Annotated in this window: 18 protein-coding genes; 8 read left to right on the top strand and 10 right to left on the bottom strand. The window is 69.9% G+C overall.

The genetic code is table 11. The annotated features are described in order from the left end of the window. The first annotated feature begins 210 nt into the window (after window positions 1-210). Window positions 211-582 carry a hypothetical protein gene (locus H512_RS0113250; protein ID WP_026783868.1) on the top strand — a complete coding sequence of 124 codons (372 nt, stop codon included), beginning with the start codon at window positions 211-213 and terminating at the stop codon, window positions 580-582. Window positions 583-667: 85 nt separating this feature from the next. Here the strand turns inward: H512_RS0113250 and rpmF are convergent, their stop codons facing one another. The 3 genes from rpmF to putA form a co-directional block, all read right to left on the bottom strand. Continuing rightward, complete coding sequence (gene rpmF, locus H512_RS0113245) at window positions 668-850, bottom strand: 50S ribosomal protein L32 (protein WP_026783867.1); 183 nt, start codon at window positions 848-850, stop codon at window positions 668-670. Window positions 851-1015: 165 nt separating this feature from the next. Further along, entirely contained in the window at window positions 1016-1756 is a 741-nt protein-coding gene (mtgA, locus tag H512_RS0113240) for a monofunctional biosynthetic peptidoglycan transglycosylase (protein WP_026783866.1), read from the bottom strand. A 380-nt stretch (window positions 1757-2136) separates the two neighbouring features. Then, the gene (putA, locus tag H512_RS0113235; RefSeq protein WP_026783865.1) at window positions 2137-5244 is read right to left on the bottom strand and encodes a bifunctional proline dehydrogenase/L-glutamate gamma-semialdehyde dehydrogenase PutA; all 3108 of its coding nucleotides are present in this window, start codon (window positions 5242-5244) and stop codon (window positions 2137-2139) included. A 172-nt stretch (window positions 5245-5416) separates the two neighbouring features. Between putA and H512_RS0113230 the strand changes: the two genes are divergently transcribed. Together H512_RS0113230 and H512_RS0113225 are read left to right on the top strand one after the other, a co-directional pair. Beyond that, complete coding sequence (locus H512_RS0113230; protein ID WP_053239842.1) at window positions 5417-5923, top strand: Lrp/AsnC ligand binding domain-containing protein; 507 nt, start codon at window positions 5417-5419, stop codon at window positions 5921-5923. Window positions 5924-6110: 187 nt separating this feature from the next. Next, the gene (locus H512_RS0113225) at window positions 6111-7040 is read left to right on the top strand and encodes a polyprenyl synthetase family protein (protein ID WP_026783863.1); all 930 of its coding nucleotides are present in this window, start codon (window positions 6111-6113) and stop codon (window positions 7038-7040) included. Here the strand turns inward: H512_RS0113225 and ispG are convergent, their stop codons facing one another. Together ispG and H512_RS23935 are read right to left on the bottom strand one after the other, a co-directional pair. Beyond that, window positions 7041-8297: a flavodoxin-dependent (E)-4-hydroxy-3-methylbut-2-enyl-diphosphate synthase gene (ispG, locus tag H512_RS0113220; RefSeq protein WP_026783862.1), complete on the bottom strand. Its 1257-nt coding sequence runs from the start codon at window positions 8295-8297 to the stop codon at window positions 7041-7043. Window positions 8298-8310: 13 nt separating this feature from the next. After that, on the bottom strand, window positions 8311-8838 hold the full coding sequence (locus H512_RS23935; protein ID WP_245585409.1) for a Fur family transcriptional regulator: 528 nt from the start codon (window positions 8836-8838) through the stop codon (window positions 8311-8313). A gap of 100 nt (window positions 8839-8938) precedes the next feature. On the opposite strand from H512_RS23935, the gene H512_RS0113210 reads away from it, so the two are divergent. From H512_RS0113210 to H512_RS0113205, 3 genes are read left to right on the top strand one after another with little or no spacing between them, the layout of a single operon-like run. Then, window positions 8939-9796, top strand: a complete 858-nt coding sequence (locus H512_RS0113210) for an SDR family NAD(P)-dependent oxidoreductase (protein WP_036791578.1) — start codon at window positions 8939-8941, stop codon at window positions 9794-9796. A 25-nt stretch (window positions 9797-9821) separates the two neighbouring features. Beyond that, window positions 9822-9956: a hypothetical protein gene (locus H512_RS27765; protein ID WP_281170348.1), complete on the top strand. Its 135-nt coding sequence runs from the start codon at window positions 9822-9824 to the stop codon at window positions 9954-9956. A gap of 13 nt (window positions 9957-9969) precedes the next feature. Continuing rightward, window positions 9970-10527 carry an HNH endonuclease gene (locus H512_RS0113205; protein ID WP_026783860.1) on the top strand — a complete coding sequence of 186 codons (558 nt, stop codon included), beginning with the start codon at window positions 9970-9972 and terminating at the stop codon, window positions 10525-10527. A 4-nt stretch (window positions 10528-10531) separates the two neighbouring features. Here the strand turns inward: H512_RS0113205 and H512_RS23930 are convergent, their stop codons facing one another. Continuing rightward, entirely contained in the window at window positions 10532-12682 is a 2151-nt protein-coding gene (locus H512_RS23930) for a putative bifunctional diguanylate cyclase/phosphodiesterase (RefSeq protein ID WP_053239840.1), read from the bottom strand. A 136-nt stretch (window positions 12683-12818) separates the two neighbouring features. On the opposite strand from H512_RS23930, the gene yddG reads away from it, so the two are divergent. Next, a complete protein-coding gene (gene yddG / locus H512_RS0113195; RefSeq protein WP_026783859.1) occupies window positions 12819-13712 on the top strand; it encodes an aromatic amino acid exporter YddG in 894 nt (297 codons plus the stop codon). Here the strand turns inward: yddG and gloB are convergent. Further along, a complete protein-coding gene (gene gloB, locus H512_RS0113190) occupies window positions 13705-14475 on the bottom strand; it encodes a hydroxyacylglutathione hydrolase (RefSeq protein ID WP_026783858.1) in 771 nt (256 codons plus the stop codon). The two genes, yddG and gloB, sit on opposite strands and share 8 nt — an antisense overlap. 108 nt (window positions 14476-14583) lie before the next feature. On the opposite strand from gloB, the gene H512_RS23925 reads away from it, so the two are divergent. Beyond that, window positions 14584-15342 carry a class I SAM-dependent methyltransferase gene (locus tag H512_RS23925; RefSeq protein WP_036791653.1) on the top strand — a complete coding sequence of 253 codons (759 nt, stop codon included), beginning with the start codon at window positions 14584-14586 and terminating at the stop codon, window positions 15340-15342. Window positions 15343-15352: 10 nt separating this feature from the next. On the opposite strand, the gene H512_RS0113180 is transcribed toward H512_RS23925, so the two are convergent. The 3 genes from H512_RS0113180 to metX form a co-directional block, all read right to left on the bottom strand. Beyond that, window positions 15353-16750 (bottom strand): GGDEF domain-containing protein, encoded by a 1398-nt coding sequence (locus H512_RS0113180; RefSeq protein ID WP_026783857.1) that lies wholly within the window; start codon window positions 16748-16750, stop codon window positions 15353-15355. A gap of 82 nt (window positions 16751-16832) precedes the next feature. Then, window positions 16833-17480 carry a methionine biosynthesis protein MetW gene (metW, locus tag H512_RS0113175; protein ID WP_026783856.1) on the bottom strand — a complete coding sequence of 216 codons (648 nt, stop codon included), beginning with the start codon at window positions 17478-17480 and terminating at the stop codon, window positions 16833-16835. Then, on the bottom strand, window positions 17477-18688 hold the full coding sequence (gene metX, locus H512_RS0113170) for a homoserine O-acetyltransferase MetX (RefSeq protein WP_053239839.1): 1212 nt from the start codon (window positions 18686-18688) through the stop codon (window positions 17477-17479). The genes metW and metX overlap by 4 nt, the downstream gene beginning before the upstream one ends. Between the last annotated feature and the right edge of the window lie 59 nt (window positions 18689-18747).

Raw genomic sequence — 18747 nt, 5'->3', positions numbered from 1 at the left:
ACACCTAGCGCAACGACGCGGCCACGGGAACCCGCGATTTCGCCTCGCCCCGTCGCCGACGCCGGCGCGGCCGGCGATTTTCCGGCGTCCCCTCTTGCGCGTTAACCCTTTGTTAATCATTCTCGGAGGGTGGCGCGGCGGTTGCTCGGCTTCTCTCGCGTCGGTTCATTCCGTGCCGGAACGGCACAGCCTCCTGAAAGGCCCGCGACTATGATCGGATCGGTCGGCCCCATCGGACAGAGCCTCGGCAGCGAGCGCGTTGCCCGTCCCCGCGCCGCCGGCCGCTACGTCGAGCCGGTCGAGGCAGCCGGCGACCGGACGCCGTCCACCGCCGTCGTCGAGATCAGGGCCACGCGCCGCGAGGAAACGGCCGGCCGCCGTGCCGCCTCGGCCGGCGATGCCGCCTCGACGCCCTTCCTGGCCCAGCTCGCCGCGCTCGGCCTCGGCGACGCCATGACCGGCGAGCGCCGCGTCCGCCGCGATCCCGCGCAGATCGCCGCCCGCGCCGACGCGCTCTATCGCGACGGCTATCGCCGCGTCACCGACCTCGAGCCCGGCTTCTTCGGCGCCGCCGAATACTGAGCCTGACGCTTCCTCGAAAAACAAAAAAGCCGGCGCGAAGCACCGGCCTTTTTTTAAGTCGATCCGGCCGCCGCGCGGCCGGAGATCAGGCTTCCTTCGGCGCCAGGATCTGGCGGCCGCGGTACATGCCGGTCTTGAGATCGACGTGGTGGGGACGGCGCAGCTCGCCCGAGGTCTTGTCCTCGACGTAGGTCGGCTGCTTCAGGGCATCGGCGGACCGACGCATGCCGCGCTTGGACGGCGAGGTCTTTCGCTTGGGGACTGCCATTGTCTTCTACTCCATCGCCCGTATCGGACAGGGACCGCAACGGTTCACCGTCCGGGCGCGCGGGCGCTCGTTCCTAAAGATGCGGCCTTATACAGAGTGTGGCGCCACTTTGCCATAGCCTGCCGGCAAAAAAGTGCGCCGCTCCGTCGCAATCCCGATGTTCGCTCACCGCTGAAGGCATTCGACATAGGCGCCCGACTGGACGATGCGACGTTCGATGACGCGCGACAGCCGCGCCTGCGCCCGGCTCGGCTTCAGCGGATTGCGGATGGCCGGATTGGGAAGGGCGGCGGCGATCAGCGCCGCCTCGCGCCGGCCGAGCTTCGCCGCCGGCTTCTTGAAGTAATAGCGTGCCGCCGCCTCGACGCCGTAGATGTTGGGGCCGAGTTCGGCGATGTTGAGATAAATCTCCAGCGTCCGCCGCTTCGACCAGACGAGATCGGCATAGAGGGCGAGCGGGATTTCCAAGCCCTTGCGGATGTAGGAGCGCGACGGCCACAGGAAGACGTTCTTCACCGTCTGCATGGTGATGGTGCTGGCGCCACGGTTGGGGCCGCCGTCGCGGCTCAGCACCGATTTCAGCTGCCCCCAGTCGACGCCGTCGTGAAAGCAGAACTGGCCGTCCTCGCTCATCACCACCGCCTGCTTCATGCTGGGCGAGATGTCGTCGAGGTCGACCCACTGGCGGCTGTAGCCCTGGAAGGTCAGCAGGTCCCAGACCATCAGCGTCGAGACCGGCCGGACGACCAGATAGAGCGGCGTCAGCACCAGGGGCAGCAGCACCGCCACCGCGGCAACCGTCGTCAGCCGCCTGAGCCAGATCCGCCAGCCCGTCCGTCGCACCGCCGCCGTCCCTCCATCGTCCGCCACCGGTCCGTCCGCCGTTGCCTCGCCAAGATCGCTCATGCCCACCCGCCTTGCCGTTGTCTCATAATCCAACGCCGTCGGCCCGGCAAACAAGGGAAAAGACGGCGGCCGGCCGCAGCGGCGAGAGCTTTTCCCTCTCCGACCAGCGCAAAACGCCGCCTAAATCGGCAACTGCCCGCAAATTGACCGGACGCGCCTAAAATTTGACATGGCGCGAATTGAGGCAACGTGAGACCCTTGAATTGTGAGCGCTGCCTTGTCGGGTTTCCGTCTGGATCTCCTCCTGATCCATGGGGCACTCCAGCTTTCCTCCCAGAACTCAGGCCGGTAACCCCGGCCTGTTTTTTTGCGCGGGCTTCCCAACGAAAAGGCCGGGGATCGCTCCCCGGCCCTTCCCTCGCCCCCTGCTTTATTCTGCTTTACTCATCGCCCATGGCGACCAGCGTGGCATTGCCGCCGACCGCCGCCGTGTTGACCGACACCACCTGCTCGAGCGCGAAGCGCGTCAGATAGTTCGGCCCGCCCGCCTTGGGGCCGGTACCGGAGAGGCCGGAGCCGCCGAACGGCTGCGAGCCGACCACGGCGCCGATCATGTTGCGATTGACGTAGACGTTGCCGACCGGCAGCCGCTCGACGATCTTCTTCACCGTCGCCTCGATGCGCGAGTGGATGCCGAGCGTCAGGCCGTAGCCGGTCGCCGCGATGGCGTCGAGCACCCGGTCGAGATCCCTAGCCTTGTAGCGAACGACGTGCAGCACGGGGCCGAACACCTCTCGCTCGAGCGCCGCCGCCTCGGGCAGCGCGATGACGGTGGGCGGGAACCAGCAGCCGCCGGCCAGCTCGCCGCCAGGCACCTCGCCCGAGAACAGCACATCGCCCTGCCAGGCGGCGACGTGGACGGCCAGCTTCTGCCGCTGCGCGGCGTCGATGATCGGCCCGACGTCGGTATCCGGCCGGCGCGGGTCGCCCAGCCTGAGTTCGGCCGCCGCGCCCTTGACGAGGCCGATCATGTGATCGGCGACGTCCTCCTGCACCAGCAGGAGGCGCAGCGCCGAGCAGCGCTGACCGGCCGAGCGGAAGGCCGAGGCGGCGACGTCGTCGGCCACCTGCTCGCCGAGCGCCGTCGCGTCGACGATCATCGCGTTGAGGCCGCCGGTCTCGGCGATCAGCGGCACGATCGGCCCGGCCTTGGCGGCGAGCGCCCGGTTGATGGCGAAGGCGGTGTCGGTGGAGCCGGTGAAGGCGACGCCGGCGATGCGCGGATCGGCGGTGAGCGCCGCGCCGGCCGTGCCGTCGCCGATGAGAAGGGCAAGCGCGGCAACAGGCACGCCGGCCTCGTGCAGCAGCTTCACGGCGGCGGCGCCGACGAGCGGCGTCTGCTCGGCCGGCTTGGCCACCACGGCGTTGCCGGCGGCCAGCGCCGCCGCCGTCTGGCCGATGAAGATGGCCAGCGGGAAATTCCACGGCGCAATGGCGGCGAACACGCCGCGGCCCCGGTAAGCGAGGCGATTGTCCTCGCCGGTCGGGCCGGGCAGCACGATCGGCTCGGCGAACAGACGTCGCGCCTCGGCGGCATAGTAGCGACAGAAGTCGGCCGCCTCGCGCACCTCGGCGATGCCGTCGGGAAGCGTCTTGCCGGCTTCGAGCGCCAGGAGGGCCAGGAACCGCGGCAACCGCTCCTCAAGGAGATCGGCGGCCGTCTCCAGCGCGGCGGCGCGCGCTTCGACCGGCGTCGCCGCCCAGGCGCGGAAGCCGGCGGCGGCGGCCGTCACCGCCTTCTCCACCGTCGCGGCGTCGGCGTCGATTGCCCGGCCGATCGTCGTCTTGCCGTCGACTGGCGACAGGAGGAGACGCGAAGGGCCGGCCGCCGCTTCGCCGTCAATGATCGAGGCGGCGGTGCCGAAATCCGTACCGGCCGCCGCGATGGCGGCGCGCAGCGGTTCGAGCGCCGCCGCGTCGGCCAGTTCGACGCCGCGCGAGTTGCGGCGGCAGCCGAAGATGTCGGCGGGCAGCGGAATGCGGGCGTGGCGGGCGCGGGCGCCGCCTTCCAGCACGTCGGCGGGACGGATCAGCAAGGTCGAGATCTCCACGTTCGGATCGCCGACGGCGGCGACGAAGGACGAGTTGGCGCCGTTTTCCAGCAGGCGCCGGACGAGATAGGCAAGGAGGTCCTTGTGGCCGCCGACCGGCGCATAGATGCGGCAGGGCTGGCCGTCCTTCTCGGTCACCTCGCGGTAGAGCGTGTCGCCCATGCCGTGCAGGCGCTGGAACTCGAAACGCCGGCCAGCACCGGCCAACTCCGACACCTCGGCCACCGTCAGCGCGTTGTGGGTGGCGAACTGCGGATAGAGGCGCGGCGCCTCAAAGAGCTTCCGGGCGCAGACGAGATAGCTGAGGTCGGTCGACGCCTTGCGCGTGAACACCGGATAGTCGGCAAGGCCCCGCTCCTGCGCCCGCTTGATTTCGCTGTCCCAATAGGCGCCCTTGACCAGACGGACCATGAAGCGGCGGTCGAGGCCGTCGGCGAGATCGACCAGCCAGTCGATCACCGCCGTCGCCCGCTTCTGGTAGGCCTGCACGGCGAGGCCGAAGCCGTCCCAGCCGGCAAGCGACGGATCGGCCGCCGTGGCGGCGATCACCTTGAGCGACAGCGCGAGGCGATCGGCCTCCTCGGCATCGACGGTCAGGTTGAGGTCGTGGGCCTTGGCGGCCCGCGACAGCTCGATCAGCCTCGGGACCAGTTCGGCCATGACGCGCTCGGCGTTGACCGCCTCGTAGCGCGGGTGAAGCGCCGACAGCTTGACCGAAATGCCCGGCCGGGCCGGCAGCGCCTCGGCGCCAGCCGCCTTGCCGATCGCCTCGATCGCCCGGGCATAGTCGGCAAAGTAACGTGTCGCGTCGGCCGCCGTGCGGGCGCCCTCGCCGAGCATGTCGTAGGAATGGCGGTAGCCTTTGCCGGCAAGGCTCCTGGCGCGGGAAAGCGCCGCCCCGATCGAGGTGCCCAGCACGAACTGGTGGCCCATGATCTTCATCGCCTGGCGCGTCGCGCCACGCACCGCCGGCATGCCGAGCCTTTTGACGAGGCCGGTGACGACGTTGTCGGGCGTCTCGCCCGGCTGGAGCACGCGGGTGGTCACCCCGAGCGCCCAGCCGGAGGCGGCGACCAGCCAGGGGTCCTCCCCCTTGGCATGAAAGCCGAAGGCGGCCGAGGCCAGCTTGTCCTCGATCAGCCGGTCGGCGGTGGCACCGTCCGGCACGCGCAGCAGGGCTTCCGCCATCACCATGATGGCGAGGCCCTCGCGCGTCGTCAGCGAATAGGCTTTCAGGAAATCCTCGACGCCGCCGATCGCCGATTTGCCGTCGCGGATGGCGGCGATCAGGCGGCTGGCGTGGGCGTCGACGCGCGCTCGCGCCGCGGCGTCGTCGGGCAGCGCCGAGATGAGGCGGCGGACCACCGCCGTCTCGTCCTCGGCATAGGGCGGCGCAAAGACGGGAGCCCTTTCGGGCCCGGAAAGAAGCGCTGACATCTGGTCTCCGGAAGGTTGCCGCCTTGGCCGGCGGCTTCTGTTTATAATCCGCAGGATAGCGCGGGCCTTTCGGTGACACTCTCCTTATTGCGGTATAGAATCGGGGTTCTTCGCGGAATGAACCGTTTGTTTTCGTGATTTTTCCTGAATTGCCCGTTCTGGAGGCCCTGCGATGGCCGCGACATTCACCGGCGACCGCTCTTATCACGGCAAGGACATTCCCGGCCTCGACCGGATCGACCGCAAGATCCTCGCCGCGCTGCAGGACGACGGCCGCATCACCAACCTGGAACTGGCCGACCGCATCGGCATGTCGGCGACCGCCACCGCCGAGCGCGTCAAGCGGCTGACGCGCGACGGCTTCATCGTCGGCTACACCGCCCGCCTCGACCCCACCCACCTGCAACGCGGCCTCCTGGTATTCGTCGAGATCAAGCTCGACCGCATGAACCCGGAGGTGTTCACCACCTTCGCGACGGCGGTGAAGAAGGCGCCGGAGGTGCTGGAATGCCACCTGATCGCCGGCGGCTTCGACTATCTGGTCAAGGCGCGCGTCCGCGACATGGAGGCCTATCGCGAATTCCTGTCGGAGGTGCTGATGACGCTGCCCGGCGTGCGCGAGACCCATACCTACCCGGTGATGGAGGAGGTCAAGAACACCACCGTGCTGCCGGTATGACGACGAGCCCTTGCAAGGATCGTCGCCATTCCGTTCGCCGGTGTCTCATGCCTCTGACGCACATGGGAAATCGGCGGGCCTCACGGCGAGCGCACGCGTCAGCCTCTTCGCCCGCCGACATGAAAGCCTCGCCTTGACCCCGCCGCCGGGCCGGTGCTACCACAGGACCGCATCGTCCGGAGTAGCCATGACCGCCGACCTCGAAGCCGCCCTTGCCGATTTCGCCCGCGCGCTCGAGGCCGACCTGGCCGCGCGTCTCGACGCCGCGCCCCGGCCCGGCGAGATCGTCCGGCCGCCGCGCCTCCTCGCCGCCATGCGCCATGCCGTGCTGGCCGGCGGCAAGCGGCTGCGTCCCTTCCTGCTGGTCGAGGCCGCCCGCCTTGTCGATCCCGGCCTGACGCCCGCCGCGCTGATGCCGGCCGCCGCCGCCGTTGAGTGCCTGCACTGCTACTCGCTGGTCCACGACGATCTGCCGGCCATGGACGACGATGCGCTCCGGCGCGGCCGGCCGACCGTTCACGTCGCCTATGACGACGCGACGGCCATCCTCGCCGGCGATGCCCTGCTGACGCTCGCCTTCGATCTCCTCGCCGACCCCGCCTGTCACGCCGATCCGGCGGTCAGGGCGGCGCTGGTGCTCGACCTCGCAAGGGCCGGCGGTCTGGGCGGCATGGTCGGCGGCCAGATGCTCGACCTCGCCGCCGAGGGACGCTTCGGCACGGCCGGCGCCGATCCCGACGAAGCCGGCATCCGCCAGTTGCAGGCGATGAAGACCGGCGCGCTGATTCGCGCCGCGATCGTCATGGGCGCCCGCCTCGGCGGCGGCAAGGACGCCGACATTATCCGGCTCGGCCGCTTCGGCGAGGTGATCGGCCTCGCCTTCCAGCTCGCCGACGACCTCCTCGACGTGACGTCGACCACCGAGGAGATGGGCAAGGCGGTGGCCAAAGACGCCGCCCACGGCAAGGGCACGCTGGTGGGGCTGCACGGCGTCGACGCGTCACGCGCCGAACTCGAGCGGCTGGTCACCGAGGCCGCCGACCTGCTCGCTCCCTGGGGGCAGCGCTCCGACATGCTGATCGCCGCCGCCCGCTTCGTCGCCGACAGGCGACGCTGATCATTCCGCCGCCGGCAGGCGATTGTTGCCGTCGCCGTAGCGCCGCTCGATATAGTCGAGCACCAGCTTCTGGAAATCCTGGGCGATGGTCGGCCCGCGCAGTGTCGCCGCCTTCTCGCCGTCGATGAACACGGGAGCGGCCGGGTTCTCGCCGGTGCCGGGCAAGGAGATGCCGATGTCGGCGTGCTTGGATTCGCCGGGGCCGTTGACGATGCAGCCCATCACCGCCACCTGCAACGCCTCGACGCCGGGATAGCGCTGCCGCCACTCGGGCATCGCCGCGCGGATCTGGTCCTGGATGGTCTTGGCCAGTTCCTGGAACACCGTCGAGGTGGTGCGGCCGCAGCCGGGACAGGCGGCGACGATCGGCACGAAGCTCCTGAAGCCCATCACCTGCAAGAGTTCCTGCGCCACCATCACCTCGCGCGTGCGGTCGCCGCCCGGCTCCGGGGTGAGCGACACGCGGATGGTGTCGCCGATGCCGTGTTGCAGCAGGTAGCCCATCGACGCCGCCGAGGCGACGACGCCCTTGGTGCCCATGCCGGCTTCGGTGAGGCCGAGGTGGAGGGCGTAGTCGCCGCGCGTGGCGAGGTCGCCGTAGACGGCGATCAGGTCCTGCACCTGGCTGACCTTGGCGGACAGCACGATGCGGTCGCGGGAAAGGCCGATCTCCTCGGCGCGGGCGGCGGAGAGCAGCGCCGACTGAACCATGGCCTCGCGCATCACCTCCTGCGCCGTCAGCGGCGAGCCCTTGGCCTTGTTCTCATCCATCAGCCGCGTCGCCAGTTCCTGGTCGAGCGAGCCCCAGTTGACGCCGATCCTCACCGCCTTGCCGTGACGGGCGGCGATCTCGACGATGTCGGAAAAATGCCGGTCGCGCTTGGCGCGCACGCCGACGTTGCCGGGGTTGATGCGATACTTGGCCAGCGCCTCGGCGCAGGCCGGAAAGTCGGCGAGCAGCCGGTGGCCGATGAAATGAAAATCGCCGATCAGCGGCACGTCGACGCCGACCCGGTCGAGCCGCTCGCGGATGCGCGGCACGGCGGCGGCGCTGTCGTCGCGGTCGACGGTGATGCGGACGAGTTCCGAGCCGGCCCGCGCCAGCGCCATCACCTGCGCCACCGTGGCGTCGACGTCGGCGGTGTCGGTGTTGGTCATCGACTGCACCACCACCGGCGCGTCGCCGCCGATCGTCACCTTGCCGACGGCGACGGGAACCGAGCGGCGGCGCGGCGCCGGACCGAAGGAACTGGACATGCGCAGGTGATCCCTAGTTGTGGCTGTGCGGGTGATCGTGAAGGTGGCCGTCGGGCGCTTCCGATGTCTGGCAGGCGGCGCAGAGGCCGCGGATCTCCAGCACCGAGGTCGACGGCTGAAAGCCTTCGGCGGCGGCGATGCCCGACAGCAGCGCCGCCAGTTCGGCCGGTTCGGCCTCGGTCGCCGAGCCGCAGCGCTCGCAGAGCAGGAACACCAGCGGCGCTTCCGGGCCGGCGGCATGGCCGTGCTCCTCGATGCAGGCGAGGAAGGCGTTGCGGCTCTCGATGCGATGGGCGAAGCGGTTGGCGACCAGGAAGTCGAGAGCGCGGTAGACCGAGATCGGGCTCGGCCGGCGGGCGCCCTCGGCGATGCGGTCCATGATCTCGTAGGCCGACACCGGCGCATGACTTTCGAGCATCGCCTCCAGCACCTGCCGCCGCTGGGCGGTAAGGCGCAGCCCCTCGACCCGGCAACGCTCCTCGGCGCGGGCGACGGCGCGGCTGCGGCAGGCCTGATGATCGTGGTCGGAATCGTCGAGCAAGGGTCTCTCCAAACGCCTGATGCAGTATATAGTCGGCCGCGCCGTCCGGAGAAAGACTGATTGTCGCCGGGCAGCCATCGTCCCGAGCCCGAGGCCCGCCATGCGCTTCCCCGCCGTCCACCGCAGCATCCTGATCACCGGCGCCTCCTCCGGCATCGGCCTTGCCGCCGCCACCATCATGGCCGGCCGCGGCTGGCAGGTATTCGCCACGGTGCGCAAGGAGGAAGACCGGGAGCGGCTCGCCGCCCTGCCCGGCGTCACGCCGCTCCTGATGGACTACGCCGACCCCGCCTCGATCGCCGCCACCGCCGAGGCGGTGCTGGAGGCGACCGGTGGCCGGCTTGGCGCCCTCTACAACAACGGCGCCTACGGCCAGCCCGGCGCGCTTGAGGACATCTCCACCGAGGTGCTGAGGCAGGTGTTCGAAGTCAACGTGCTCGGCTGGCACGACCTGACGCGCCGCTTCGTACCGGCCATGCGCCAGGCCGGCGCCGGCCGCATCGTCATGTGCTCGTCGATCCTCGGCTTCCTGTCGATGCCCTATCGCGGCGCCTACAATGCCTCCAAGCACGCCGTCGAGGGACTTGCCGACAGCTGGCGCCTGGAGCTGATCGACGCCGGCATCCACGTGGCGACGCTGCAACCCGGCCCGATCGCCACCAACTTCGTGGCGACGTCGATGAAGCAGTTCCGCGACAACGTCGACGTCGAGGGCTCGGCCAACGCGGCCGGCTATCGCCAGCGCCTCGACGACATGCGGCGGCCGCCCGAAGCCTCGGTGTTCCGCAAGCCGCCGGAAGCGGTGGTCGACTGCCTGGTGCATGCCTGCGAATCAGCCCGGCCGCGCCCCTACTACCGCATCACCTGGCTCACCAAGGGGGCGGCGGTGGTCAAGCATCTGTTACCGGCGTCGCTGTTCGTCGCCCTGCTGCATCGGGCGGCGAAGGCCGGCAATTGACGAGGTTCGACAAGGACTTGCCCTGATGGCGGCCACCGTGCCGGCGCCGGTGTGCCGCCATGCGAATCAGGCGGAAAACCAAGGCTTTCAGCTTCACATCATCGACATCATCGGCGTAGAGTATCTGCGCGCGGGGCGGGCCCGAACGCCGCCTCGGTGAAGGAGAGCACGAGGTGACGATCGCCGTCTCGCCGGATGCACACCCGGCGCTGGTGCTGAACGCGGACTACCGTCCGCTGAGCTATTTCCCCTTGTCGCTGTGGTCCTGGCAGGACGCGCTCAAGGCGGTGTTCCTCGACCGCGTCAACATCGTTTCCGAATATGACGTGCTGGTCCACAGCCCCAGCTTCGAGTTCCACCTGCCGTCGGTCGTCTCGCTGAAGACCTTCGTCCGGCCGTCGCGCCAGCCGGCCTTCACCCGCTTCAACGTCTTCCTGCGCGACCGCTTCGAGTGCCAGTATTGCGGCAGCCGCGACGAGCTGACCTTCGACCACCTGCTGCCGCGCTCCAAGGGCGGCCAGACCACCTGGGAGAACGTCGTCGCCGCCTGCTCGGCCTGCAACCTCCGCAAGGCCGACAAGACGCCGGCCGAGGTCGGCATGCAGCTGAACGGCCGCGCCTTCGCGCCCACCGTCCACGATCTGCACCGCAACGGCCGGCTGTTCCCGCCCAACCACCTGCACGAAAGCTGGCTGGACTTCCTCTACTGGGACGTCGAACTCGATCCGTGACGGCTCAAGCCCGTTTCTGTCCGGCCGCCTCGTGCTCGCGGGCGAGGCGGCGGACGATCTCCGAGCAGACGGTCGGCGAGCCGAAATAGTAGCCCTGCAACTCGTGACAGCCGGCCTGTTTCAGCGCCTCGGCTTCCTCGGCCATCTCGATGCCCTCGGCCGTCACCTCGGCGCCTAGCGTCTCGGCCAGCGCCACCGCCGCCTGCACCAGGCTTTGCGACGCCGGATCGCGGATGACGTCGATCACCACCGAACGGTCGATCTTCACCTTGTCGAAGGCGAAACGGCGGAGATAGGCGACCGACGAGAAGCCGGTGCCGAAGTCGTCGAGCGCCACCGACACGCCGAGCGCATGCAGCGCCTCGATGCTGCGGCGTGCCCGCTCGGGCTCGGCGGCGAGGAAGCTCTCGGTGATGTCGATCTCCAGCCGCTCCGGCGGCATCGCCGCCTCGTCGAGGATGGCCTTCAGCGCCTCGGGGAAGCCGGGATCGCGGAACTGGGCGGCGAACACGTTGACCACCACCTTGAGGTCGCCGAAGGCCGGCGCATCGCGGGCGACGCGGCGCAGCACGTAGGTGCCGATCAGGTCGGTCATGCCCGCCTCCTCGGCGACGGCCAGGAACGTCGCCGGGCTGACCGGCCCGGTTCCGGGCCGGATCCAGCGGACCAGCGCCTCGACGGCCGAGATGCCGCCGGTCTTCGCCGAGACCACCGGCTGGTAGTGGACCTGAAGATCGTCGTGGGCGAGCGCGGCGCGCAGATCGGCGGCCAGCGCCGCCCGCGCCTGGCGATCGGCGTCCATGCCGGCATCGTAGAGGTCGACGCGGTTCTTGCCGCCGGCCTTGGCGACGTACATGGCGACGTCGGCCCGTCGCACCAGTTCGCCCGGCGTCAGGCGGCCACGCTCGTCGCCGGCGACGCCGACCGAGCAACCGACCTTCACCGTCCGCCCCTCGAAATCGAAGGCTTCGTCGAGGAAGTCGACGAAGCTCTGGCCGAGGGCGCGCGCCCGTCCGGCCGCCCCCTCGCCCTCGACGACCACCGCGAACTCGTCGCCGCCGAGCCGGGCCAGCGCGCCGTCGTCGCCGACCAGCGTCCGGAAGCCGGCCGCCGTTGCCCGGATCAGTCGGTCGCCGACATCGTGGCCGTAGGTGTCGTTGACCTCCTTGAAGCCGTCGAGGTCGGCGAACAACACGGCGATGCCGCCGTCAGGCCGCTCATAGGCCTCGCTGAGCCGCTGATGGAAGGAGGCGCGGTTGGGCAGGCCGGACAGCGGATCGTGGCTCGCCGCGTGGCGGGCCGCCGTCTCGTCGTGGCGCAGCCCGCTCAGCATCTTCCAGATGGTAACCACCAGCACGCCCATGACGACGAACAGCAGCGCCAGCACGGCCAGCACCGGCAGGCGGGCGCGCTCCATCGCCTCGGAACCGGAGACGTGCGGCTCCCAGCCGATCGAACCGAGAGGAACGCCCGACACCGATGTCAGCATAACGCCGTCCATGCCGACCGGCACCGGGCCGAAGCTGAGATTGCGCACGCCGAGCGCGTCGGCCAGCCTCTGGAAGCGGGGGCCGATCACCGGCCGGCCGACCAGCAGATAGAGCGGCGGATCGCCGCTTTCGAGGCCGTCTTGCCCCTCGATCCGGTGCAGCCCGACGGAGAGCGGGCCGAAGCGCGACGGCACGAAGCCGGACGCCGCCCCCTGCGGCGTCCGCCGCCCGGCGGCAATCAGCGCGACGATGTCGGCCCGGCTGATGATGCCATCGCCGTCCGGTCCGGCCGGCCGGCCGGCGTGGAAGGCGCGCAGCGGCGTGCCGTCGGCGTCGAGGACGAGCAGCGTGTCGAAGAAGCGGCCGCTTTCGGTGGGGCGGCGCAGACCGGCATCGACGGAAGGGGCATCGATACCGCGCCCGAGTGCAGCAATGGCAGCAGGAGAGGTGGCGACCTCGCTGGCGGCGCGGCCCATCTGGCCGAGCGTCTCGTCCTTCATCACCTCGATCACTCGCGCGACGCCGTCGCGATCGATGGCGTTCACCTCGGCCGCCATGCGTCCCATGGCGAGATAGACCACCGCCGCGGCGGCGAGCGCCGTCAGCGCGGTCGGCACGACCACGCCGAAGACGAACTCCATCCAGCGGCGATTGGCAAAAATCAAGGCAATGATCCATTGGTTCTGTCTTGGCAGATTAAACGGATACCGTTAAAGCCTCGCAAATTCCGCCGCCACTCATTCGCAAAAACACGGATCCGGCGGATCCTCTCCCGACCAGGGAAAAACGCAAGGCGACACCATGCCGAACCGGAACCGCGCCACGCTGATCGGCCTTTCCGCCATCCTGATGTGGTCGCTGCTCGGCGTATTCACCGGCGGCTCGGGCGCCGTGCCGCCCTTCCTGCTCAACGCCCTCTGCTTCGGCCTCTCCGGCTCGGTCGCCACCGCCTGGCTGATCGCCCGCCGCCGCACCGGCGTGCTCAGGCAGCCGGCGAAGGTGTGGGCGGTCGGCACGCTCGGCCTGTTCGGCTACCATGCGCTCTACTTCACCGCGTTGCGCAACGCCCCGCTGGTCGAAGCCGGCCTCCTCAACTATCTCTGGCCGCTGTTGATCGTGCTGCTGTCCGGCCTGCTGCCGGGCGAGCGTCTCGGCGTCCACCACGTCGCCGGCGTGCTGATCGGCTTCGCCGGCGCCGCGCTGCTGGTGACGGCCGGCCGCTCGCTGTCGCTCGACGGCGGCTACGCCTTCGGCTATCTCGCCGCCTTCCTCGCCGCCGTGGTCTGGGCCAGCTATTCGGTGATCTCCCGCCGCTTCACCGGCGTGCCGTCGGAAGCGGTCGCCGGCTTCTGCCTCGCCACCGCCGCCTTGAGCCTGATCTGCCATTTTGCCTTCGAGGAGACGGTGCTGCCCGCCAACGCGCTTCAGTGGTCGATGGTGCTGCTGTTGGGCGCTCTGCCGGTCGGCCTCGCCTTCTTCGTCTGGGACCACGGCGTCAAGCACGGCGACATCCAGCTGATCGGCACCGCCGCCTATGCGACGCCGGTGCTGTCGACGCTGCTGTTGACGCTCACCGGCTACGGCTCGCTCACCTGGACGGCGGCGGCGGCCTGCACCCTGGTCACCCTCGGCGCCGTGGTCGCCGCCTGGGATGCCCTGCCGTTCCGCCGTCGCACCCGCCGGGCCGTCACCTGAAGTCGTCCTTCAGCCGGCGCAGTTCAGCGAACACCTCGACGGCCGGCCGGCCGGCGAGGCCCAGCCGGGCGGCGATGGCCGGATCGCCGGCCCTGAGGAACGGGTTGGTCATCAGTTCCGTGCCGAGCGCCACCGGCACGGTCGGCCGGCCGGCCGCCCTGAGGCGCTCCACCTCGGCGATCCGCTCGGCGAGCGCCGGGTTGTCGGGATCGACGCTGCGGGCGAAGCGGCCGTTGGCGGCGGTGTATTCGTGGCCCGGACAGACGGCCGTCTCCGGCGGCAGCGCCGCGAGACGGAGGAGCGAATCCCACATCTCCGCCGCGCTGCCCTCGAACAGCCGGCCGCAGCCGAGCGAAAACAGCGTGTCGCCTGAGAACAGCGCCGACGCCTCGGGCGCGTGATAGACGACGTGGCCGCGCGTGTGGCCGGGCGTCGCCATCACGCGGAAGCGGAAGCCGCCAATGGCGGCCTCCTCGCCGTCGGCCACCATCAGGTCGAGCGGCGGCAGCCGGTGGGCGTCGGCGGCGGCGCCGACCAGTTGCGCGCCGGTGCGCTTGCGGATCTCGGCGGCGCCCTCGATGTGGTCACCGTGGTGATGGGTGAGCAGCACGGCGTCGAGCCGACAGCCGGCCGCCTCGACGGCGGCGAGGATCGGCGCCGCCTCCGGCGCGTCGATCACCACGGCGCCGCCGCTGTCCGCGTCGCGGAGGAGATAGGCATAGTTGTCGCCAAGACAGGCGACGACGTCGATTGTCCGGACCATCGGCAGGCTCCCTTCGTCGCCGGCCCGAAAAAACCGGCGGCACCCATTGCGACAACCCGACAGTCGATCAATATGGCGGAAAGGGCAAGGGTGCCGCCGGAGCTGAGCATGTTTCTCGACGTCGTCGATCTCAGGGACTTCTATTCGAGCGACCTCGGCCACGTCATCCGGCCCATCCTCGCCGGCCATCTTCGCAAGCTGTGGCCGAACGTCTCCGGCGACCGGCTAGCCGGCCTCGGCTTTCCGACGCCCTACCTCGGCCCGTTCATCGGCGAGGCCGACCGCACGCTGGCCTTGATGCCGGCCGCCCAGGGGGCGGTCAACTGGCCGGCCGGCGGTCCGTCGGCGTCGGCGCTGGTCTGCGACGACATGCTGCCGCTGCCCGACGCCTCGATCGACCGCATGCTGATCGTCCATGCCCTCGAAATGGCCAACGACCCGGCCGAGCTTCTGAAGGAAGCCTGGCGCGTGCTGTCGCCGGGCGGCCGGGTGCTGGCCGTGGTGCCCAACCGGCGCGGCCTCTGGGCGCGCGTCGACACCTCGCCCTTCGGCTACGGCCGGCCGTTCTCGCGCGGCCAGATCACCAAGCTGCTGCGCGAGACCTCCTTCTCGCCCACCGCCTGGGACGAGGCGCTCTACGTCATGCCGGTGCCGCGCCGCCGCTTCCTGCATGCCAGCGCCCGCTGGGAGGCGATCGGCGCCCGGCTGTGGCCGGCCTTTGCCGGCGTCATCCTGGTCGAGGCGACCAAGCATCTCTATCACGGCGTGCCGGTGGTGCGCCGCGTCCGCTCGCCGGCCATCCGGCCGGTGCTGCTGCCGGCGCCGGCCGGCCTGCCCAGCCCGCATCACGGCCGATCCGGCGGCTGACGGCCGAACCTCAGCCCGTCGCCGCGACCGATGCCGGCGCCAGCGCCACGCGCAGGCGGTTGCGGCCGCCGCGCTTGGCGGCGAGGAGGGCATGGTCGGCGCGGGCGACCAGCGCGTCCCGGCCCTCGCCGGGAATACGGCCGGCGACGCCGATCGACACCGTCACCCGGCCGCCGAGACCGGCGACGGTGAGCCGCTCGACCGCCTGCCGCAGCCGCTCCGCCATCAGCGTGCCTTCGTCGAGGCCGGTCGACCGCAGGATCACCAGGAACTCCTCGCCGCCGACCCGGCCGATCGCGTCGGCCGGCCTCAGCCAGGCCCGCAGCGTCTTGACGAAGGCGACCAGCACCTCGTCGCCGGCGGCGTGGCCGTAGCCGTCGTTGATCTTCTTGAAATGGTCGATGTCGAGATAGAGCAGCGTCAGCTCGCTGCCGTCGGCATCGGCCCGCGCCATGGCCCTGGCAAGCTGATGCAGGACGCGCCGCCGGTTGGCGACGCCGGTCAGCGCGTCGGTGTCGGCCATCTCGCGCAACTGCGCCGTCCTCAGCTCCACTTCGTGTTCAAGCCGCCGGTTGGTCTCGGTCAGCATCAGTTCGGACTGCTTGATCGGCGTGATATCCGAGGCGGCGGCCACCAGACCGATGAACGTGCCATGCTTGTAGCGGGGCGACAGCCGCTCCAGCACCCAGATCCAGTCGCCATCGGCCTTGCAAACCCGGTATTCGATCTCGGCCGTCGCCGGCGCGGCGAGCAGTTCGGCGATGCGTTGCCCATAGCGCGCCCGGTCGTCGGGATGGACGAGATCGGGCCAGGCGGCGGCGATGGCGGCGGCGTCAAGGCCGAGGCAGGTCTGCCAGGCCTTGTTGACGAAATCGACGACGCCGGTCTGGCCGCACACCCAGATCATGGTCGGCGCCTCGTCGGACAGCAGCCGGAAGCGGCGCTCGGTCTCGACCAGCGCGCCGATCAGCACGCGCGCCACGGCCGGCGGCGGGCCGCTCACCGGCGCGTCCGGCAGCGCACGGACGATACGCTGGTCCATCTTCAGGATATGCAGCACCAGCCAGTCGACCAGGAAATCGAGGCAACCGGCCAGCGCGTCGGGATCACCGGCGGCGTGCCGGGCGACGAAGGCTTCCACCCGGTCCAGAAACTGCCGATGCACGCAGGCGTGTCGCTTCTGCTCGACGGCCGGCAGCGAGGAGCAGCTCATCAGCTTCTCCTCGTCGCAGAAATGGGTCGCCGCGTAATCGCGGAGTTCGGCGACCAGCCGGTCGACATCCAGCGACGAGCCGACGTCGCAGATGGCTCCGGCAAGCTCGTTGGTCAGCGCGAACAGACGGCGGTGCTGCTCGTCGATCCGGGCATTGCCCGTCTCAAAACTCGAGTGCCAGAAAAACAGTGTCATTTTACCGCTCGACCAACCTCCGCCGCCATCCGCTGGCGGTTCCGGAATGAGGTTAGGTCAGGAATATTAACAATAGCTAGCACTATCTGCGGCGGGCGGCGCCGTCGCGCGACAGCAGGAACACCGCCTGCGCGCCGAGGAGGTTCCAGACGATCCACGGCAGGCTGAACGGCAGCCGCTTGCCGGCGCCGTCGAGAACGATCGCCTGCTCGACGCGGGCGCCGACGTCACCGGCCAGCTCCACGAAGTCGCGGATGGTGCAGAAGTGGATGTTGGGCGTGTCGTACCAGGAATACGGCAGGCGCTTCGACACCGGCATCCGCCCGAGGAACATCAGGCGGAAGCGCACGTCGAGATGGCCGAAGTTCGGCAGCGACACCACGACGCGGCGGCCGATGCGCAGCATCTCGTCGAGCACGTGGCGGGCATTGCGCGTCGCCTGGATGGTGTGGCTCAGCACCACGTAATCGAAGGACTGGTCGGGATACTGCTTGAGATCGCTGTCGGCGTCGCCCTGGATCACCGACAGGCCGCGCGACACGGCGGCGTTGACGCCCTCCTGGCTGATCTCGATGCCGCGGGCGTCGACGCCGCGCGTCCGCTCCAGCAGTTCGAGCAGCGCCCCGTCGCCGCAGCCGACGTCGAGCACGCGCGACCCCGGCGCGATCAGCCCGGCGATCAGCCTGAGGTCGACGCGCACGTCGGAGGCGAGGTCGGCGAGATCGGTCATGGCCTCACCTCCGCCGCCGGGCCGGCGATGCCGCGCGCCCGCGCCGCGCCGGTCAGGAAGCCGCGCACGATGCGGAACTGCTCGGGAATGTCGAGAAGGAAGCTGTCGTGGCCGCGATCGCTGTCGATCTCCACGAAGCTGACCGGCGCGCCGGCGGCGTTGAGAGCATGCACCACCGCCCGGCTTTCCGAGGTCGGATAGAGCCAGTCGGAGGTGAACGACAGCACGCAGAAGCGCGTCGTCGCGCCCTTGAAGACGTTGGCGAGCACGCCGCCATGGTCGGCGGCGAGGTCGAAATAGTCGGTGGCGCGGGTGACGTAGAGATAGGAATTGGCGTCGAAGCGGTCGACGAAGCTCATGCCCTGATGGCGAAGGTAGCTTTCGATCTGAAAATCCGCGTCGAAGCCGAAGGCCACCGCTTCGCGATCCTGAAGATTGCGGCCGAACTTCTGGTGCAGCGAGCGATCGGACATGTAGGTGATGTGGGCGGCCATGCGCGCCACCGCGAGGCCCTTCTTGGGGTTGCGGCCGGCTTCGAGATAGCGGCCGCCGCACCAGTCGGGATCGGCCATCACCGCCTGCCGGCCCACCTCGTGGAAGGCGATGTTCTGCGAGGAATGGCGATAGCTGGTGGCGATCGCCACCGTCGAGAAGACGCGGGTCGGATAGCTCGCCGCCCATTGCAGCGCCTGCATGCCGCCCATCGAGCCGCCGACCACCGCGAACAGCTGATCGATGCCGAGCGCCGTCACCAGCATGGCCTGCGCCCTGACCATGTCGGCGATGGTCACCACCGGCAAGTCGAGCCCGTAGGGGCGGCCGGTCTCCGGGTTGGTGCTGGCCGGCCCGGTGGTGCCGAGGCAGCCGCCGAGCACGTTGGAGCAGATCACGAAGAAGCGGTCGGTGTCGATCGGCCGGCCGGGGCCGACCATCAGCGTCCACCAGCCCGGCTTGCCGGTCACCGGATTGGTGCTGGCGACATGCTGGTCGCCGGTCAGCGCGTGGCAGATCAGGATGGCGTTGGAGCGGTCGGCATTGAGTTCGCCATAGGTCTGGTAGGCGATCTGCCAGGGGGCGATGGCCGGGCCGGCGTCGAGGGTGAGCGGCGCGTCCGTGCCGAAGCGCATGACGAGGCTGGACGGGTTGTCGGCCTCGCTGCGGCGCAGGGCTTCCTGCGCGTCGGTCTCGGTAAGGGGGGCGTCCAGCATCGTCTGTTTCGGCATCCGGCAGCGGCGGCGGCGCGTCCTGCCCGCCGCCCGAAGGTGGT

The sequence above is a fragment of the Pleomorphomonas koreensis DSM 23070 genome (assembly GCF_000425185.1).
Lineage (GTDB): Bacteria > Pseudomonadota > Alphaproteobacteria > Rhizobiales > Pleomorphomonadaceae > Pleomorphomonas > Pleomorphomonas koreensis.
The sequence above is the reverse complement of the archived record's forward strand: the minus strand, read 5'-3'. Positions and strand labels throughout refer to the sequence as shown.

Coding starts and splice junctions, on each gene's coding strand:
- H512_RS0113250 (WP_026783868.1), top strand. CDS start 211: ATGATCGGATCGGTCGGCCCCATCGGACAGAGCCTCGGCAGCGAGCGC.
- H512_RS0113225 (WP_026783863.1), top strand. CDS start 6,111: ATGACCGCCGACCTCGAAGCCGCCCTTGCCGATTTCGCCCGCGCGCTC.
- H512_RS27765 (WP_281170348.1), top strand. CDS start 9,822: ATGGCGGCCACCGTGCCGGCGCCGGTGTGCCGCCATGCGAATCAGGCG.
- ispG (WP_026783862.1), bottom strand. CDS start 8,297: ATGTCCAGTTCCTTCGGTCCGGCGCCGCGCCGCCGCTCGGTTCCCGTC.
- H512_RS0113180 (WP_026783857.1), bottom strand. CDS start 16,750: ATGACACTGTTTTTCTGGCACTCGAGTTTTGAGACGGGCAATGCCCGG.
- rpmF (WP_026783867.1), bottom strand. CDS start 850: ATGGCAGTCCCCAAGCGAAAGACCTCGCCGTCCAAGCGCGGCATGCGT.
- H512_RS0113210 (WP_036791578.1), top strand. CDS start 8,939: ATGCGCTTCCCCGCCGTCCACCGCAGCATCCTGATCACCGGCGCCTCC.
- metW (WP_026783856.1), bottom strand. CDS start 17,480: ATGACCGATCTCGCCGACCTCGCCTCCGACGTGCGCGTCGACCTCAGG.
- putA (WP_026783865.1), bottom strand. CDS start 5,244: ATGTCAGCGCTTCTTTCCGGGCCCGAAAGGGCTCCCGTCTTTGCGCCG.
- H512_RS23925 (WP_036791653.1), top strand. CDS start 14,584: ATGTTTCTCGACGTCGTCGATCTCAGGGACTTCTATTCGAGCGACCTC.
- mtgA (WP_026783866.1), bottom strand. CDS start 1,756: ATGAGCGATCTTGGCGAGGCAACGGCGGACGGACCGGTGGCGGACGAT.
- metX (WP_053239839.1), bottom strand. CDS start 18,688: ATGCTGGACGCCCCCCTTACCGAGACCGACGCGCAGGAAGCCCTGCGC.
- gloB (WP_026783858.1), bottom strand. CDS start 14,475: ATGGTCCGGACAATCGACGTCGTCGCCTGTCTTGGCGACAACTATGCC.
- yddG (WP_026783859.1), top strand. CDS start 12,819: ATGCCGAACCGGAACCGCGCCACGCTGATCGGCCTTTCCGCCATCCTG.
- H512_RS0113230 (WP_053239842.1), top strand. CDS start 5,417: ATGGCCGCGACATTCACCGGCGACCGCTCTTATCACGGCAAGGACATT.